This is a genomic window from Aureibaculum luteum (assembly GCF_003449015.1).
In the GTDB taxonomy this organism is placed as follows: domain Bacteria; phylum Bacteroidota; class Bacteroidia; order Flavobacteriales; family Flavobacteriaceae; genus Aureibaculum; species Aureibaculum luteum.
Genome location: NZ_QRGD01000006.1, coordinates 1 through 15,411, shown reverse-complemented (window position 1 = coordinate 15,411; position 15,411 = coordinate 1). Strand labels below are relative to the sequence as shown.

Here is a 15,411-nt window from a genome sequence, read left to right as displayed (position 1 = left end):
AAGAAGAAAGCACTTTATAAAAATAAAGCACCACCTTCCCTAATTACTCCACTTCGTATATATTTTTAAAAATCGATCCCCACCGAAAATTGCCACATTCTATTTTTAGGTTCACCTTCATCATAAATCTCTCCCATACCTATATGGTAGCGAATCCCTAAACTAAATCCGGAGTGCATTTTGATACCACTACCAACATTAAATCCCCAATCAAATCGATCAGGTGTTATATCAGATTCCGCATCAAAAAGATTAAAGCTACTATCGTACGTTTCTTTATGAGATATGGCATAACCTACTTGAGCACCACCTTCCAAAAAGACTTGCTTAATGGGATATAGTTGTAACATTACCGGTACATTAATATAATTCAGTTTTTGAGTGTAGGTGCCTGAATCATTTTTTAATTGATATCCTTGTTGCGAGTACATGGCTTCCACTTGAATGGCCATCAAACTATTAATGGAGGAATTACCATATACACCTAAATGAAAACCATGGCGTTGCCCTGTTTCTGTTTCACCATCATAAGTAACGGCAGCGAGGTTATAACCTCCTTTAATACCAGTAGTTGAAGTGCCTTGTTTTTGATTTTGTCCGCTTAGGCTTAAAATAAAGCCCATAAAACCTATTATAATTATTCTTTTCCTTATCAATTCCATATTCTTATTTTATTGAATAGTTATTTTATTGAATAGTTATTTTATTTAATGGCTGCTTTATTGCAGCTTTAGTATAAAACAACCGTATGGCAAAAAGTCCTGAAACAAAATGCTGTTTTATTTAAAATGCTTTTCTTTTTAAAAAGAAGTGGTCAATATTTTTACTGCTTTTGGTGGTAAGTAGTATTGCGAAAAAAGCTTTAATTGAATTCAAAAAAGCACTCACCAAAGAAAATATTACCATGCCCTTTTGGATCAAAAAACGGCTGTCTTTCTACGCTGATAGACAATACTTTACTATTATCCCGAAAATGTGTTTTAATAAAGTATCTTTGCATTATATTATTTTTCTGTTAATATTAATTCTCATTCGCACAACTTCGGCGAACTTATAAGGCTTTATTTCTTAAGCTCTTCTTTGATTAACGGAACTCTGGTGGCCAACTTAATGCCTGATTGCTAGTAAATAACTATCTAATAGTGATTTTAATCTGACGCCTTGCTCATCTCATTACTCTGCAATCCGTTTCTATTCAATAAAAACATGGCTCTATTAAAAATGGGGGTAATTGGTACCTCAAAAAAAGAAGATGAAAGGCGTGTGCCTATTCATCCAGAACATCTTAAAAGACTACCTGAGCAGATTCGTAAACAACTCATCTTTGAAAAAGGTTATGGCAAGCCCTTCAATTTTACGGATAAAGAAATTAGCGATTTAACAGGAGGTATAGCCTCTAGAAGCGAAATACTCTCAGATATTGGTGCAGCCATTATTGCCAAACCTATTTTATCTGATTTAGAAGAATTAGTAGAGGGCGGTATTATTTGGGGCTATCCGCATTGTGCACAACAAAAGGATATTACACAAATAGCCATCGATAAAAAATTAACATTGATTGCTTTTGAAGATATGTATGTGTGGGGTCCTAATGGACAAATGGGGAGACATACATTTTATAAAAATAATGAAATGGCCGGCTATAGTGCCGTTATCCACGCACTGCAGTTGAAGGGAATAGATGGTCATTATGGCAACCAACGAAAAGTAATTATTTTCAGTTTTGGTGCGGTAAGTAGAGGTGCTATTTACGCTTTAAAAGCACATGGGTTTAGAGATATTACCATCTGTATTCAAAGACCTGAGTTTGAAGTAAGAGAAGAAGTTTTAAATGTACATTATGTCCGTATTAAAAAAGGTAACGAAAACGAGCCAAGATTAATTGTGGTGGAACATGATGGTGCAGAACGCTCGTTATTAGACCTAATTAATGAATCTGAAATTATAATTAATGGAACTTATCAAGATACGGATAATCCGATTGATTATATAAAAGTCGATGAAAAATCTAGCTTGAAACCGGGTACACTTATTATCGATGTAAGTTGTGATGAAGGGATGGGTTTTTATTTTGCCAAACCAACTACTTTTAAAAACCCAATGATTGAAATTGATAATATTGATTATTACGCTGTAGACCATACCCCAAGTTATTATTGGGAAAGTGCCTCCAGATCTATTTCTGCTGCATTAATGGTGTACGTACCTATGGTAATATCTGGTCGTGACAGTTGGAATGAAAATATGACCATTAAAAATGCCATAAATATTGATCAAGGAGTTATTGTAAAAGATACCATCCTTAGATTTCAGAATCGGCAAAAAGAATATCCGCACCGAATACAACTGAGCATTGTATAGCAAAGCGAAAACTAAAGAGTTGCATTGCATTTTATTTTTTATAAGCCCTATTAATTGAAGGAGTTCGTAAATAAAACACGACTCCATAACACGAATACAAAACCAATTTATGAATACAGATATAGCTTTACATAAACCAGAACCGATGGTATCTGGAAAACAATTAGAGGCGTTTAATCGCAATTCAGATATTAAAAGTACTGTGAGAGCACTTGAAGCAGGTAAGCCTGTATTAATTACAGCGTTTTATAGTAACGGAATGGTTCTTTTGAAGGAGATACAGTTGTATTTAAAAAGAAGGATGCCTAACAAAACGTTTAAAGAGCAACGTGAGTTTCGGGCGGCTTATCGTAAAATGTCCAACCTGATGCTCATAGAAATTGTTGCTCATAAATTGAATGTAAAAAAAGCACCGTCTATTGGTTGGTTGGCAGAGTTGTATCCGGAAACGAGCGACTTTATATTAACTTTTCCTCAGGTTCAAGGCCTAAATAGCTCTTGGCAGTCCTACCAAAATGGGATTTCAATTCCTGTATTGCGGAATAAGATTCATCCTTATTATGGTACGTATTATCCAACACGTTTTGATCATTTAATACTTTTTGACAATTGGTTAAAACGTTATAAAGGAGTTAAGAAAACAGCAATAGATATTGGAATTGGCAGTGGAGTACTGGCTTTTCAAATGGTAAAGCATGGTTTTCAAAAAGTTTTTGGTACAGATACCAATCCGAATGCAATTGTGGGACTCACCGAATTTATGAAAGACACCAAGTTGTCTAGAAAGGTAGAATTAAACCTTGGACATCTTTTTGGGAAATGGGAAAAACAAACCGAATTGATTGTTTTTAATCCACCATGGTTACCCGTATCTGAAGTGTTAGAAAACCAGGACGAAGCTATGTATTACGATAAAAAACTTTTCCCTGAATTTTTTAAAGCTGCTGAAAAAATGTTGTTACCTGAAGGAAAGATTGTGATCTTATTCTCTAATTTAGCTCAAATAACAGAGGTTACTAAAGACCATCCCATACAAAAGGAACTTGATAAAGGGGGGCGATTTAAATTGGTGAACTGTCTTAAGAAAAATGTAAAATTGTCTTCTGATAAAACAAAACGAGACCAATATTGGCGTTCTACTGAAGAAGTTGAGCTGTGGGAGTTGGCAAAAAAATAAATTGTTGAGGTTTTAGAGAAAACAGAACAAAAGGATATAGGGAAAAGCGATTTACGGACCGAATTGGTGTAAATCGTTTTTACTCCGCCATCGTATTCGGGTTGTGTTTAATTTTGAAATTACAAGAGTTGGCTATAAAACACATGGTGTTGGCTTCTTTGTGTAAGGCATTGGCTTTTGCAATTTGACTCGCATCTGTTATGGTTACAGAAGGGTTGAGGGTAACCTCCGTAAATCGTCCACTTCCGTTTTTTGTTTCTTCCATTATTCCCGTAGCATTATCTTCATATTTTGTAACTACTATGTGATGTACAGAGCATAAATGCAAATACCAAAGCATATGACAAGCAGACAAGGAAGATAAAAAGAGGTCTTCAGGATTATAACGCGTGGCATCTCCTAAAAAAGAAGGGTCAGAGGAACCTTTGATGTTGGCGTATTTTCCTTCAGCCGAAATGGTATGGTTACGGTTAAAAGCTTTGTAATTTAAGGTGCCTTCACCTTCATTACCTGTCCATGTTACGTTTACTTTGTAATTGTGCTTTTTCATAACTATTAATTTTTTGTCAAAACTTGTTTCAGGGTAAAGTCAACGCTTGTCTATTTTTTATCTGTTGTTTACTTTTTGAGGAACGAGTTTTAATGCGGCTCTATTTTTATTAATCACAAAAAGACAAGATGAAACCACCCACCAAGTATCTATTGCAAAAGTAATTTTCTGTAAAAAAGGTAGGTAATAAAACCCAATTTTAGTCTGAAAGCTTAAAAATACGATAATGCTCAATGTAAAGCAAAAGTACATCAGTCGTTTTAAGCCTTTATTTTTGAAACGTCGCAACTCTATAAATAATGGAATCATTGCCATTGTACCTAATACTCCAGTAAAAGTTACCATTAAATCATGATAGGGTGTAAACATAAAAAGAAGTGCCGTCATTGATGCTATTCCGAAATAGGTAATCATTTGTGTATTCCGATTTTTTTCATTGAATACCTTCGGTAAAATATAGAAAAAAGAAATCATGGTTAAACTGAGAATCAAATGTGAAATGACTGCAATGGGACGAGCATTGTTTATAGCACCGCTTTCTGTGATAGGGTTCATGGCATCGCACAAGAAGTTGTTAGCAAAACTATACCCATTATTGGCATTTGGGTAATTATAAGATCCTCCAGGATAGGCAGACGCAGCAAAGTAAAATACGATGAGGTAGAGCCCCAAACCGAAGATTGGAAAATAGGGGAGGTATTTGGTGTCGAATTTGTTCATTTATTCTTACTGAAAAAAGTAAGCGGCAAATATAGTTTTAAAACAATGGTTAACCAAAATACCAACAACAACTACTGCTTATCATAAAAACTTGTTTTTTTCAGTACTTCTTAAGCGTATAATTCAATAAATATAATAATTAATTAGAAAGGTCAAAGATAAAATGAACCGTACACGATGTCATATCGCCGTCATTGTTAAAGTCATATTCCCCACTATCAGTTCCCCCATTTAAGGATAGAGTGGTGCCGTCAAAAGTGTGACCGTAGGTATCCCAATCATCAGAATCAGAATCCCAGACAATGGCAAAATAGTATGTTTTTTGCCACTCCTCCCAAAACATTTCACCAGTTATGGTATAAGCATTCCGATCTATAGGATCTATTGTCATGGTAAAGCGACCATCTGATTGCACAGACATACTGACGGTTCCGCCTTTTTCAACGACGTCTACGGAAACGGTGCCTACACTAAATTGGGCTTTGGTAGCATCCCAGTTTCCTGTGAGTTCGCTGATCTGGAACGGTCCATCTTTGGTAAGTTGCTTGTCTATGGTATCGTCATCATCTGAACTACAAGAAAAATTAAGGGAGATTAACGCGATTAAAAAGAGATAGGTGAACGTTTTCATGGCGATATATTTAGGAAGAAAGGAATGTGCACCCTTCTGATTAACCCTTTAAATGTATTGAGACTTACTGTTGTCTGCAATGATATGCATCAGTTGGTTGGGATGCGTATTTCTGAATGTTGAGAGACGTGCTGACTAGGATGTGGGCGATGCGTTTATAGTTGTGTTTTTATCTGTTACGCCTAAAAAGATAGTATTATTTTAAAAAGGCTAGCATTTTTTCATTCACTATTGCTGCTTGATCAATAGATAAAAAATGCCCTGCATTTTGTATCACTTCACCTTTCCCTTTGGGTAGCATATTTGCAATGGCAACTGTTCTTTTTTCATTAATCATATCGTCATCACCAATTAAAACTAAAACAGGCATTTGCAATGATTTTAATTCGTCATTAGAAAAAGGTTTCATGCTCGTTATAAATTTGTTTTTAGAATCTTTTTCTGTAGCTAACTTATATTGCTTTAAGTAGGCTTCATTAATATTTGCAACATTGCTAGACATGCTTTCTAGGCTCTGTGCAATTTGTTTTTCCTTTGAAGAAAGTAACGTAACAATATTTTTAAATAAATCGGCACTTGGTTTAATCCATGTAAACGTCTGAGCGGGACTTAATAAGATTAAGCTTTTTATGTTTTTCTGATTGTTTAAGGCAAGGTTAACGGCCAACCAGCCACCTCGAGAAGCACCAATTACATGAAAGCTTTCTAACTCTAAAACAAATAAAACTTCTTTATACCAATCAGTAACTTGTTCTACACTTTCAATATCATTATACAAATGAGATTTTCCTAGTTCTAAAATAAAGTCAATGGCAAACACACGATGGTTTTTGCTAAGTGCTTCAATATTTGGATACCACATCGTGGAACTAGCATTCATTCCGTGAAGTAATACAACCGGTTCTCCATCTTTAGGGCCACTTACAATAACATGTGCAATACCATTTGTTGTAGCAATATATAATTCTTCAAAAGAGACATTCCATAATTTTAAAGTTTCGTCATAGGCTTCAAAATAAGCTGAATTTGAAGCAGATGCTTTTGTAATATAGTCTGGTGTTTTTTTATAGGTATCGTATTTATCAGTACAACTCATAAACAAAAGAAAAAAAATAAGTACGAAAAATAGTCTCATAAAATGGATTTTACTTATAAAAATCTAACTGTAATTTTGGGTAATAGTACACAATTATAATGTTATTTGTATGCATTTTACCTATTGAGAAGGGTATACATGTTATATAACATAGCAAAATGTTTTAAAATCACTACCTCCGATCCAACACTATCCGCTAAATGACCACTATTTATGAGTATCCATTGCTATTTTTGATTTATAAATGTAGGGATAAAAATATCATTAACTACAGCAAATGGTAACATCTGTTCATCTGAATTATAGGCACCACCTGTAAAAATAGCAACCATATCTAATTCGGGTAGCACGATAATATATTGCCCTCCATTACCTGTTGCGGTTTTAGAAACAAATACTTTCTCGTTTACGGTAAACGGAATATTCCACCATAAATAACCATAATCAATTGCTGTAATTTTAGTTTTTGGAAGGGTTGATTCTTCTATCCATTTTTTCGATACCAATTGTTTTTCGTTCCACTTACCCTTATTAAGTAACAATTGTCCAATTTTTGCCAAATCACGTGAAGTCATATATAATCTCTGACCTGAAGGAATAATCTCTTTATTGGAAGTATGGCCCCAACGTACATTGGTAATACCTAGAGGGGTGAATAAATACTGCTCAGCAAACTTATCAATTGTCATCCCTGAAGCCTTACTCACTATTTCTGCTAATAATATCGTGCCCATAGAACAATAATTTGAAACGGTTCCTGGCTTATTCAACATGGGAAGGTTAAGTGTGTATTGAATCCAATCCTTTTTTTTATGAACTTTATCTTCTTGTCCTTTTGATTTCTTATCCCAATCATTGCAATCGAGCCCTGTTGACATTGTTAGCAAATGTCGGATTGTAATGCTATCTTTTCGTTGGTCACTATTTTTATTTGGCACTACTTGGAGATACTTTGATATTGGGTCGTCAATACTTTCGATAAATCCATTATCAATCGCAATACCCGTTAATAATGATCGAATGCTTTTTGTTACGGAACGAAGATCGTGAGGTTTGTTTACAGAGTTTCCTTTAAAGTATTCTTCAATAATTAGTTGGTTGTTTTTCACCAATAGCACACTGTGAATTTCGTTTTGCCTCGTTTTTATTTGGTTAAACATCTTATAAACTAATGTGGTGTCCACCTGTTGTGAAAGCAGATTCGCTGTTTTCCATCCATCATCAAGACTTTTGGGTTGAGTATACATATATGTATGTTGTCCATGGCAAAGCGGACTTATACATAAGATGAAAATTGTAAATAATGTTATATTTTTCATGGTATAGGGAACCAATTATTTTAATTATAAAACGGTTATTCTTTTTACAACAATAAATAGACCATTATTCAATTAATGCAGTGTGTTCTTAATTTTTTTAGCGTGTTTTTTACAAATGCAAGAAGTATCGTATTGAAAACGATGCATAAGGTTTTGTCAACAATATAGATAGTACAGGTTTTATTGCTTTACCTTTTTTGTTGATTTGTAAAGGGTGGCTTCTGCTAAAGGGTTTATAGAATCATATGCTCTAGAGTAATATTCCACTTTAATAGTGTTTTCATTAATTTTACTTACAAAGGCTTCAACACCTTGGTCACAGTTTGAAATACCATAGGCGATATTTTCTTTAAACACGATTTCTTTTTTGTTCTCTTTTAATAACGTCCAAACGCCTCCGCAAGCTAAATCGGGATATTTAATGCTAATATGTTCTTTGTCAGTATAAATTAAGTTGACTTCCCAAGTTTCACCACTAACTTGATTGCCTGTTCCTTCCCATTTTCCTACTAACCATTTAGAGCTGGAACAGGAAGTGATTAGAAGTATAAATGGCAATAATAAAACTGTAAATTTTAAATTTTTCATGGTATAGGGAATAACATTTTAGAGACTTGTTGTGCAGCTTAATTAAGCCGTCAACCTTGGTGTTCGTCCAAAGTTAATATATTGGTGCGAATTTCCCGTAAAATATATTACCTAATGAAATTAGTTTGTTGAACTACGTTATTTTTCACGCTGATATTTATAGCTACAACCTTCAATACAAATGGGGCCGCTCGTTGGGGTAAGGATAAAGTATTTGGAGTACATTTCGATATCGTAGGTAATTATTCCATTTTCATTTTCTGATGGAGTTTCAAATCCGTCACAGTCATATTCTAAAAATAATTTATTATCATCAATCGAAAAACTTCCAGTACTACATTCTGTAAAGTTGTTCGAAGAAAATGTGCCATCATTATAAAATTCAATTTCTTCACCATTTTCTAAATCAACCCAGTATTGGGGTCCGCCTGCACTAATATAAGCTTCATTTTGTTTCCATTTTCCCTCTAGTAACGTTTCATTGGCTGTAATGGGTTCATCTGTGGTATTATCACAAGCAATAAACAATGCTAAAATTTAGAATAAAAAATACGAAATTTTCATAGTTATGCGTGTTTAGTCTTAAGATGTTGTTAACCAAAAATGGTTGCTTTTATGAATATATTTTTTACTCCATTAAATTTAACTTGAATAAAAGTCCAATCAATTATTCAAGTGAAGTGTAAGGATATGCAATAACACATTTACATGTTTATTTTCTTGTTTGTTTTAAATTTTTATATCGAATCAAAATAAAATAAGACTATTATAATGAAAGCCAAACTAACCGTAAAAATTGAAATCCTCTTGATATATTTTATCATTTCTTCAGTTGTAATACTAAAATAAGAATAGATTTCGCTCTTGATTAAAAATGTAATAAAAACGGTATTAATAATTATCCCAATTATGAACTCGCCCATATCACTTTGATCTGCATACTCATAAAATGTTATAAATAAAAGTATAGATATAACTGAAGTCACTCCAGAAATTAGATAATTGGAAAATAATAATATCCATCCCCACTTTTTTTTATTGTATAAAAGAAATACTATTACAACTAAATAAATGAGTCCTAAACCGTAATAAATAATTGTAACAGAATCTAGATATGCGTTTAATGATGTTAAGATTTCAATAAAAACCCAAACAACTTGGATGCCCACAAGAAACAAAAAAGAGTTTATCCATTTTTTTGGTGTTATATCTTCACCATTAGAAAAATTGGTTTAAAAAAATCTATTGCTTTTTCCTGAAATGAAGAAATGTAATTTAGCGTATCTGTTTGTTTGTCTTGAGCTTTATTAAAATGTAGCGTGGCATAATTTATATCTTCTTTACTTATGTTTCTTTCACTAATAATTTCATGAGCTTTTTTGACAGATTCAATTTCGTAAATGCCGGGATCAAGAGTGATTTCAATAAGTTCTTGATTTGTTAGGGTTCTTAAATATTTGGAGTAATCTTCTTTCATTTACTTCCTTTCCAATATATTTACTTGTTCATCTTCGGCTTTATAGCGAATGGCGGTATACGATATGATTTTCCAAGCATTATCTTTTTTAATTAGGGTAATGGTTGCTTTTGCAACACTTTTTTCTCCAGAAGGGCTGGTCCAAATTTGGTCAAATGCCACCCAAGCTAAATTTGTATCATAATAAATATCATAATTGGTGTTTTCAAAAGTAGCTGTTATGGGCTCAGGATGCTCCTTAAAAAAGGATTCTAATTTTCCACCATTGTTAGCCCAACCTCTATCTTGAGAAAAACCTGTATCATTTACATTTAAGCGTAATACATCATTAGTATGGTCCCAGTACGATGCCCATTTCTGATAATCTTTCTCCATATAGGCATAAGTTTCTCCTTCTACCAAGGTTTTAAGGGTTTCTTTTACATTTTCTGAAGCTGGTGTTTTTTCGTTGTTGCAAGAAAAGAATAATGCAACACACATTACAAAGAGGTATTTATTCATATTGGGTTTGTTTTAGGCTAATTTACAAATTTGTTTGTGTTTTCAAATGTTTGATATAGTTATTCAAAAGACCTCTTATTTGTTCGGCTGCTACGGGATTTGCTGAATGTACTTTAAATTGTAAATTTCTTAAATCTAGACCAGAATCATATACTAACCATTTAGCTGCAGCCAATCCATCAGGTGCTACTTTCCCATCTGTACCAAGCCCAAGATCGTTATCAAAACTTATGTAATTTGGTAGACCGTTTTTCTTGATGTATTTCACAAACGCCTCATAAGTTCTAACAATATCAAATTCAGCTTCCATTGATTTGTCATAAACCATTTCGATAATACGAACATCATCTAAAAATAATTTTTTCATTCTTCAGTTGTTTTTACAATTTGAGGATTATGTAGTCGATAACTTTCAGAAACCCAAAGTTCACCTAATGGTCCAGCAGGACTCAAACCACGTTCTTCGGCTCGTCTCATGCTTTCAGGGTCATCTATGTCAACCGTCATGTGGTCAGGACAATTATTATCGTCAGACGAACAATTAAGGCCAATGATAGAAAATGAAATCAATAATACGGTTTTATAAAGTTTTGTCATTTTTAGTATTGAATTAATTTAAATGATACCGGATTTACTAATTTACTAAATTTATTTTTTCAGGCTTCGGAAACTCAGCCAATTTAGTGAAGTCTGTTTTCCAAAAATCAAGTTCAAATAAATTTCCGTTTTTGTCTTCCGTTAATGTAATTAAAACATGAACTCCATCCGAGTCGCTAAATTCAGCTTCGACGATAACTTGCCCAAATTCTGCTTCACCGTCAAGATTAAAAGAGAATGAACCCATTTGACCATCTTGCATAGTCCAAGCTTTTTTAGGAATTTCTTTTTTAATGTCAGGTATTAAACTTAACAAATACCTTGTCAGTTTAAGTTCTTCTTGAGTTAAATTTCTTCTTGAGTTCATTCTTTTTTAACACTATATGATAGAAACTTCTTTGTAAATAATTTCATTTCTTTCCTTTTTTTATAATAATCAATTCCTAAAATTAGAGTAAGAAATAGTATCAAAATGAATGAAAGAATCCAGTTACCTTTTAATAAAGAAAGAAAACATATTATAGAATAAATTAATAGAAAAAACTTATATAATAAAGGGTTTTTGTTAATAGATTTTGTCTCAAACTTACTGTGAGAATTTAGAACTCCTACAATTTTGTGGTTTACGATAAAATCAGACCGTGTTAAATCAAATCGGTTTTCTTGAATTTCTCCTTTATAATAACCTGAAGCAATTAATTTATTTAGAGTTTGAATTGATTTCTCAGATTTAGTAATTAATTGGCTCATTATTGTTGTGCCTTTCGTGTTAGGTTGCTATTAGGTGCCTATTTCAAACTTTTAATTTAGTAAATAAATACAGGATAGGAAACCTATATTCGTAAGTAAACTACACCTAGCAATAAATTAAATATGCTGTTGCCAATAGTTTATGAGTTTATTTTTCAAAAATGGCGACTGCTCTAACAGGAGAACCTGTTCCTCCTTTTATTTTTAAAGGTAAGCCTATAAATCTAAACCTTCCTTTGTCAATTAGTAAATGAAGGTTTATCATATTTTCATAATGTGTAAAATTTAGTTCTCCACAAATATGATGAACTTCCTTATTTGATATTCCAGGAACTCCAGGTGACATCGTTTCAACTCCAAAAGCGGATATTTTCTTTTCTCCAAGCCATCTGGCTGAATCAGTTGTAATTCCGGGACCATTACTCCAATTTTCACTATTAAAATTTTTTCGATAATGGTCTGTATAAAATAAAACGGTATCTCCTTTTTTTATTTTTAAACCAGCTTTTTTACAAGCCTTTTCAATTTCTTTTGGTTCAATTAATTCTTTTAACCCTTTATGCGAGAAATCTAAACAGATACCTTCTGTATAAAACATTGATAAAGGCATTTTGTCAATTGATTTTCCTTTATGCTGAATTTCCATATGGTTTATAGCGTCAACATGAGTCCCGGTATGTTCACCTAATTCTAATTTATGGACAGCAGGTGTTTTTGTCTTTGGGTTTTTTATACCATTCCACTCTTCGTGAGTATTATGAATAGTCATTTTAACCTGTGGAAGGTCTTTATAAACAGGCATCCCTTCGTAAATTTCTTGACTCAAATCAATAATTTCTGTCATATAGTATGGTTGCTTTTTTAATTGGTGTTTGGTTTGCTTCTCCAGTTGACTTTGCTCGTGTGTTACATGTTTTAAGAATCTGATTTAGGCAATAAAAAACTAACTTGTTTGCAAGAATAAAACATTAATTTTGAAGTTCTTGTTTAATACTTTTTACAGGTAATAGTTAACATACGTTTTTCTCAAATATAAAAAATATAGTAGTAATAATAAAGAAAGGAAAGCTGAAAATATTTACGGTATACCAACCATTATACCACTTATTTTTTACATCTCCCTGGTTTTTAACCCAAATTCCGTCCGATAATTCTCCACGATGCATTTGAAAAGCTTCTCTTTTAAATACTTCTTTATAAAACTTAATAATTCCTTTTGTAATTAATAATGTCAAGAAAGGGGAAAAGGTTATAAGAATACAATTAAACTTACAGAAGTAATTCCAATTTAGTATTTCCATAATTGCTCCAATAAATCCAATTCCGAATGTGATTTTAAAATATCTATTGTAATATTTATTTTCTTTTATGTCTTCTGAGAATGTTACAATCAACAAACTAAAGAGTAGGAAAATAAGAATTATCAAATAAAAGTATACTTCGGAAAGAGTCATTTTGTTATTTATTTGGTCTCTACAATTATTTTAACAACTAATTCAGCAAATACAAACCGAAATAGCTTGCAAAATGCCACTATAAAATTGGAGTTTTCCAATTTCGTTTATTGTAAAGTTAGGTTTTAGCTTTTTAATTTGTTGTGTTGTTTTATACGGTTTGATTTGTCAGTTCGGTTCGGGATTTGTCATTAGACTCGCACTAGCAATTAATTATACACATCTTAAGTTTGTTTTTTAACTCAGTTCTTTGTTAGCAAAAGTTTTTTATTTTTGGTTAATTAATTTCATCGCTTTCTCAATATATAAATTATTGTCATATTGCAATGCACTCTCTTTTATTTCATAATCTAATTTTAATCCTTTTCGTTGTACGCTTTCATCATTTGGATAAAATGCTCCAACTCCTGTATAGTCAATTGTGGTACTATCGATGAGCGGTATTTGATTTCTATTCATCACTGCACCAAAAGTTTGTTCTCCAATAGTTGTACAGTTTGGTGATGCTTGAATTGCCATTCCCATCCACTCTGCTTTACTTGCTGTTGTTCTATCGACTAATAGGATTATTTTCCCTTTAAAATAGGCTTTATTCCTCGTTCCAGCTTCAAAAGGATTGTTTATGAAACTCAAAGCTGTGTTTGAACCATAATCGCCATAAGACGGTTTTATTGATGTAAGTGCTTTTAAAAATGTGGTTTTTTCTGGATAAAGGTGTTTCGCTATATCTGATGCGCCAATATTTCTTGGATAGTTTCTCAAATCTATAATTACGCCTTTAAAAAGGTTAAAATGGTTGAATGCTTGCTTTAATTGCTTCTTGTCAATGTAGTTTAAATTTATATATCCAATTTCTGTATTTAACTCCTTCCAGTTTTCAGTTTTTGAAGGTCGTAAACGCATATATTTTTCGGCGGGATATTTTAGAGGACTTAATTGGATGTATTGCTTTATGTTTTGACCGTTTGTTTTTAATATATTAACAAGAATTGAATCTTTAGTCGAGGCTAATAAATATGTTTTTTCAATAGCTCTTTTTAAATAATTTTGATTTGAAACGCTTATTACATCAGAAAATTTACTTTGATAATATTCATTTAATGTTACACCATTTATTGCGTAAACAATATCTCCTTTAGATAAAGAATCCTCTTGAAACACTTTTTTGTTATAAACGGAAGTTATTACTAACGAATCATTTATTATTTTCCCTCCGAAATTTGGAAACTTGTTTAATAAATTAAGTGTGTAACTGTATCCATAATCTGAATGTGAATCATTTAATTTACTGAACAAATTCTCTTTAGCTTTTTCAAAATTTTCCTTTCCGCTTGAAGTGAAGTCTGATATTAATTGATTTAATACCTTTTCCCAAGGTGTGTCAGTCAAGTAAATATTTACATTCCAATATTTCATTGCATTCCAAAATGAAGCAAGAAATAATAGTCGATGCTCTTTTTTAGAATAATCAAAATTTGCTAATGGAATTTCATTACTAAAATCTACTGAACTACTTAATTTTTTAACCTTTGCATAGTAGTTTTTGTAATTGGTATTTTTTCTCAACCGATTTAGCAAACCAAAAAGTTTGGAATTATAATTTGATTCATTAATCCATTCGAAATTATAATTTTTGGTAAAAAGCTTATCCTGTGAAATATTTTCTTTTGCTACAAGTTTATCTATCCCATAACTTTCTATCCAATCAATCATTTCCTTATCAAAAGCTTCCTTTGTCTCAATTAATTCTAACTTTTGATATTCCTTAATAAACTCTTTATTGAAATTAAATTTTCCATCACTTATTTCTGGGTGATAATATTTTAATAAGCCCCAAATTTTAATGAAGCTCTCATTTTTTTCTATTTCGTTTACTTGACTAAATGTGTTTGCAAAATGAAAGCATAGACAGAATAATAAAATATATTTCATAGGTTGATTCAATTTTTGCTAACGGTTTGTATAACTAAAGTTGCGTTTTGATAAACGCATTTATTTGTTGGTTAAAATTAATATTATTTGCTGTTAGAATCATTCTATATTCCTCAATTTAGCAATTTTGGTTATACGTTGTGTGTGCCCAGCATGGGCATCTTTTCCTTACGAAAGTAAAGAATTAATCTAGAGGGTGCAAGTCCCTTATGGGCATGGGTAACGCCCTGAACCATTAGTAAGCTGCAAGGTTGCTAA

Annotated in this window: 18 protein-coding genes; 2 read left to right on the top strand and 16 right to left on the bottom strand. The window is 32.3% G+C overall.

Annotated features, from left to right (window positions below; translation table 11 throughout):
* Window positions 1–65: 65 nt before the first annotated feature.
* Window positions 66–662, bottom strand: a complete 597-nt coding sequence (locus D3P13_RS13960; RefSeq protein ID WP_117883492.1) for a porin family protein — start codon at window positions 660–662, stop codon at window positions 66–68.
* 544 nt (window positions 663–1,206) lie between these two features.
* Here D3P13_RS13960 and D3P13_RS13955 point away from each other — a divergent pair.
* Together D3P13_RS13955 and D3P13_RS13950 are read left to right on the top strand one after the other, a co-directional pair.
* Window positions 1,207–2,361, top strand: a complete 1,155-nt coding sequence (locus D3P13_RS13955; protein ID WP_117883491.1) for a N(5)-(carboxyethyl)ornithine synthase — start codon at window positions 1,207–1,209, stop codon at window positions 2,359–2,361.
* A gap of 109 nt (window positions 2,362–2,470) precedes the next feature.
* Window positions 2,471–3,538: a methyltransferase gene (locus D3P13_RS13950; protein WP_117883490.1), complete on the top strand. Its 1,068-nt coding sequence runs from the start codon at window positions 2,471–2,473 to the stop codon at window positions 3,536–3,538.
* Window positions 3,539–3,617: 79 nt separating this feature from the next.
* Here D3P13_RS13950 and D3P13_RS13945 read toward each other — a convergent pair whose 3' ends face one another.
* The 15 genes from D3P13_RS13945 to D3P13_RS13865 form a co-directional block, all read right to left on the bottom strand.
* Window positions 3,618–4,088: an OsmC family protein gene (locus D3P13_RS13945; protein WP_117883489.1), complete on the bottom strand. Its 471-nt coding sequence runs from the start codon at window positions 4,086–4,088 to the stop codon at window positions 3,618–3,620.
* A gap of 57 nt (window positions 4,089–4,145) precedes the next feature.
* On the bottom strand, window positions 4,146–4,808 hold the full coding sequence (locus D3P13_RS13940; RefSeq protein WP_117883488.1) for a hypothetical protein: 663 nt from the start codon (window positions 4,806–4,808) through the stop codon (window positions 4,146–4,148).
* A 139-nt stretch (window positions 4,809–4,947) separates the two neighbouring features.
* The gene (locus D3P13_RS22240) at window positions 4,948–5,229 is read right to left on the bottom strand and encodes a hypothetical protein (RefSeq protein ID WP_232829200.1); all 282 of its coding nucleotides are present in this window, start codon (window positions 5,227–5,229) and stop codon (window positions 4,948–4,950) included.
* Window positions 5,230–5,635: 406 nt separating this feature from the next.
* Window positions 5,636–6,574: an alpha/beta fold hydrolase gene (locus D3P13_RS13930; protein WP_198680032.1), complete on the bottom strand. Its 939-nt coding sequence runs from the start codon at window positions 6,572–6,574 to the stop codon at window positions 5,636–5,638.
* A 188-nt stretch (window positions 6,575–6,762) separates the two neighbouring features.
* Window positions 6,763–7,782: a serine hydrolase domain-containing protein gene (locus tag D3P13_RS13925; protein WP_232829199.1), complete on the bottom strand. Its 1,020-nt coding sequence runs from the start codon at window positions 7,780–7,782 to the stop codon at window positions 6,763–6,765.
* Window positions 7,783–8,034: 252 nt separating this feature from the next.
* Entirely contained in the window at window positions 8,035–8,442 is a 408-nt protein-coding gene (locus tag D3P13_RS13920; RefSeq protein ID WP_117883484.1) for a hypothetical protein, read from the bottom strand.
* A 138-nt stretch (window positions 8,443–8,580) separates the two neighbouring features.
* Entirely contained in the window at window positions 8,581–8,970 is a 390-nt protein-coding gene (locus tag D3P13_RS13915; RefSeq protein ID WP_117883483.1) for a hypothetical protein, read from the bottom strand.
* A gap of 676 nt (window positions 8,971–9,646) precedes the next feature.
* The gene (locus tag D3P13_RS13905) at window positions 9,647–9,919 is read right to left on the bottom strand and encodes a hypothetical protein (RefSeq protein ID WP_117883481.1); all 273 of its coding nucleotides are present in this window, start codon (window positions 9,917–9,919) and stop codon (window positions 9,647–9,649) included.
* On the bottom strand, window positions 9,920–10,420 hold the full coding sequence (locus D3P13_RS13900; RefSeq protein WP_117883480.1) for a hypothetical protein: 501 nt from the start codon (window positions 10,418–10,420) through the stop codon (window positions 9,920–9,922).
* Between the two features lie 22 nt (window positions 10,421–10,442).
* Window positions 10,443–10,787 (bottom strand): cyclic-phosphate processing receiver domain-containing protein, encoded by a 345-nt coding sequence (locus D3P13_RS13895; RefSeq protein WP_117883479.1) that lies wholly within the window; start codon window positions 10,785–10,787, stop codon window positions 10,443–10,445.
* Window positions 10,784–11,017: a hypothetical protein gene (locus tag D3P13_RS13890; RefSeq protein ID WP_117883478.1), complete on the bottom strand. Its 234-nt coding sequence runs from the start codon at window positions 11,015–11,017 to the stop codon at window positions 10,784–10,786. Before D3P13_RS13890 ends, D3P13_RS13895 begins: the two co-directional genes overlap by 4 nt.
* A 37-nt stretch (window positions 11,018–11,054) precedes the next feature.
* On the bottom strand, window positions 11,055–11,384 hold the full coding sequence (locus D3P13_RS13885) for a DUF6984 family protein (protein ID WP_117883477.1): 330 nt from the start codon (window positions 11,382–11,384) through the stop codon (window positions 11,055–11,057).
* Window positions 11,385–11,915: 531 nt separating this feature from the next.
* The gene (locus tag D3P13_RS13875) at window positions 11,916–12,611 is read right to left on the bottom strand and encodes a cyclase family protein (protein ID WP_117883475.1); all 696 of its coding nucleotides are present in this window, start codon (window positions 12,609–12,611) and stop codon (window positions 11,916–11,918) included.
* Between the two features lie 166 nt (window positions 12,612–12,777).
* Window positions 12,778–13,221 carry a hypothetical protein gene (locus tag D3P13_RS13870; RefSeq protein WP_157972923.1) on the bottom strand — a complete coding sequence of 148 codons (444 nt, stop codon included), beginning with the start codon at window positions 13,219–13,221 and terminating at the stop codon, window positions 12,778–12,780.
* Window positions 13,222–13,488: 267 nt separating this feature from the next.
* On the bottom strand, window positions 13,489–15,153 hold the full coding sequence (locus tag D3P13_RS13865) for a S41 family peptidase (protein ID WP_117883473.1): 1,665 nt from the start codon (window positions 15,151–15,153) through the stop codon (window positions 13,489–13,491).
* Between the last annotated feature and the right edge of the window lie 258 nt (window positions 15,154–15,411).

What these genes read in the sequence shown, in the direction of transcription:
- D3P13_RS13900 (WP_117883480.1), bottom strand. Translation starts at nt 10,420, where the DNA reads ATGAATAAATACCTCTTTGTAATGTGTGTTGCATTATTCTTTTCTTGC.
- D3P13_RS13955 (WP_117883491.1), top strand. Translation starts at nt 1,207, where the DNA reads ATGGCTCTATTAAAAATGGGGGTAATTGGTACCTCAAAAAAAGAAGAT.
- D3P13_RS13890 (WP_117883478.1), bottom strand. Translation starts at nt 11,017, where the DNA reads ATGACAAAACTTTATAAAACCGTATTATTGATTTCATTTTCTATCATT.
- D3P13_RS22240 (WP_232829200.1), bottom strand. Translation starts at nt 5,229, where the DNA reads ATGTCTGTGCAATCAGATGGTCGCTTTACCATGACAATAGATCCTATA.
- D3P13_RS13885 (WP_117883477.1), bottom strand. Translation starts at nt 11,384, where the DNA reads ATGAACTCAAGAAGAAATTTAACTCAAGAAGAACTTAAACTGACAAGG.
- D3P13_RS13930 (WP_198680032.1), bottom strand. Translation starts at nt 6,574, where the DNA reads ATGAGACTATTTTTCGTACTTATTTTTTTTCTTTTGTTTATGAGTTGT.
- D3P13_RS13895 (WP_117883479.1), bottom strand. Translation starts at nt 10,787, where the DNA reads ATGAAAAAATTATTTTTAGATGATGTTCGTATTATCGAAATGGTTTAT.
- D3P13_RS13945 (WP_117883489.1), bottom strand. Translation starts at nt 4,088, where the DNA reads ATGAAAAAGCACAATTACAAAGTAAACGTAACATGGACAGGTAATGAA.
- D3P13_RS13950 (WP_117883490.1), top strand. Translation starts at nt 2,471, where the DNA reads ATGAATACAGATATAGCTTTACATAAACCAGAACCGATGGTATCTGGA.
- D3P13_RS13870 (WP_157972923.1), bottom strand. Translation starts at nt 13,221, where the DNA reads ATGACTCTTTCCGAAGTATACTTTTATTTGATAATTCTTATTTTCCTA.
- D3P13_RS13875 (WP_117883475.1), bottom strand. Translation starts at nt 12,611, where the DNA reads ATGACAGAAATTATTGATTTGAGTCAAGAAATTTACGAAGGGATGCCT.
- D3P13_RS13925 (WP_232829199.1), bottom strand. Translation starts at nt 7,782, where the DNA reads ATGTATACTCAACCCAAAAGTCTTGATGATGGATGGAAAACAGCGAAT.
- D3P13_RS13920 (WP_117883484.1), bottom strand. Translation starts at nt 8,442, where the DNA reads ATGAAAAATTTAAAATTTACAGTTTTATTATTGCCATTTATACTTCTA.
- D3P13_RS13960 (WP_117883492.1), bottom strand. Translation starts at nt 662, where the DNA reads ATGGAATTGATAAGGAAAAGAATAATTATAATAGGTTTTATGGGCTTT.
- D3P13_RS13905 (WP_117883481.1), bottom strand. Translation starts at nt 9,919, where the DNA reads ATGAAAGAAGATTACTCCAAATATTTAAGAACCCTAACAAATCAAGAA.
- D3P13_RS13940 (WP_117883488.1), bottom strand. Translation starts at nt 4,808, where the DNA reads ATGAACAAATTCGACACCAAATACCTCCCCTATTTTCCAATCTTCGGT.
- D3P13_RS13865 (WP_117883473.1), bottom strand. Translation starts at nt 15,153, where the DNA reads ATGAAATATATTTTATTATTCTGTCTATGCTTTCATTTTGCAAACACA.